Genomic DNA, 1,456 nt, shown 5'->3' with positions numbered 1-1,456 from the left:
GTCGCGGACACCGCCGAGGGCGAGGAGCTCGTGACGTCGGGCGACGTCGACGTGCTCGTCACCGGGGTGGACCCCGAGCTGGCCGTCGTCGTCCAGGACGACGTGCCCGAGCCGCTGCAGCCCGTGCTCGCGTCGCTCGCGCAGCAGGTCGCGCTCGCCGGCGCGGTCACCGACCTGGGCGGCGACCCCGCGGAGGTCGCGGGCCAGGTCGCGGGCGCCACGCCGTCGGTCACGACGCTCGGCTCACCGCCCCAGGTCGACGGCGCCCAGATCATCGCGGGCTACCTCGCCGGGATCCTGCTGTTCATCGGGCTCATGACGGCCGGGCAGCTCGTCGCGCAGGGCGTCGTCGAGGAGAAGACCAGCCGCGTCGTCGAGCTGCTGCTCGCGACCGTCCGGCCCTGGCACCTCATGGCGGGCAAGGTGCTCGGCATCGGGCTGATCGGGCTGGGTCAGGTCGCGCTCGTCGTGCTCGCGGGCGGCGGGACCGCGTGGGCGTTCGGGCTGCTCGACTCGACCCCGCTGGACCTCGGGGCCACCGCCGCGTGGGCCCTCGTGTGGTTCGTCATCGGGTTCCTCATGTACGCGCTGCTGCTCGCGGCGCTCGCCGCGCTCGTGTCGCGCCAGGAAGACGTCGGCTCGGTCACCTCGCCGATCCTGTTCCTCATGGGCATCCCGTACGTCCTCGCGATCTCCGTGACGCCGTGGGACCCCGACAACGCGCTCGTGACCGCGCTGTCGTTCGTGCCGTTCTGCGCGCCGATGATCATGCCCGTGCGCGTCGCGCTCGGCGCGGTCGAGACGTGGGAGATCCTGCTCGCGGCCGGGCTGTCGCTCGCGCTCGTGCCGTTCCTCGTGTGGTTCGCCGGCCGCGTCTACGCGAACGCCGTCCTGCACTCGGGCGGCCGGATGAAGCTCACGGACGCCCTGCGCGGCACGCCCGCCGCGGTGTGAGCGCGGCGGCGGCCGTCCGCGACCGCGCGCGAGCGCCTAGCGTGGCCCCATGACGACGCTCTTCACCAAGATCATCGACGGCGAGATCCCCGGCCGGTTCGTGTGGGCGGACGACGTCGCCGTCGCGTTCACCACGATCGCGCCGATCACCGACGGGCACACGCTCGTCGTGCCGCGCGACGAGGTCGTCGAGCTCACGCAGGCGTCTGACGACCTGCTCGCGCACCTCACGCGCGTTGCGAAGGTGGTCGGGCAGGCGCAGCAGGCCGCGTGGTCGGCGCCGCGCGTCGCCCTGCTGGTCGCCGGGTTCGAGGTGCCGCACCTGCACCTGCACGTGCTCCCGGCGTGGGACGAGTCGTCGCTCACCTTCGCCAACGCCCGGCACGACGTGGCCCCCGACGACCTCGACGCCGCGCTTGATCGAGTCGAAGTCGACGATGAGGCTCGCCGCCGCGAGACCGACGGCGACGAGGCCGACGACGATCCCGAGCGGGCCGCTGCG

The 1,456-nt window shown here is 73.6% G+C and carries 1 protein-coding gene and 1 pseudogene; both read left to right on the top strand.

Going from position 1 to position 1,456, the window contains the following annotated elements; translation table 11 throughout:
* Nucleotides 1–954: ABC transporter permease (locus HGA02_RS19050; protein ID WP_168680934.1), on the top strand; the 954-nt coding region annotated here is incomplete at its 5' end.
* A gap of 49 nt (nt 955–1,003) precedes the next feature.
* Nucleotides 1,004–1,285 (top strand): annotated as a pseudogene (locus HGA02_RS19045) (HIT family protein); the annotation flags it as partial.
* Between the last annotated feature and the right edge of the window lie 171 nt (nt 1,286–1,456).

Source organism: Cellulomonas septica, from assembly GCF_012396155.1.
In the GTDB taxonomy this organism is placed as follows: domain Bacteria; phylum Actinomycetota; class Actinomycetes; order Actinomycetales; family Cellulomonadaceae; genus Cellulomonas; species Cellulomonas septica.
This window is presented reverse-complemented; position numbering and strand designations above follow the sequence as displayed.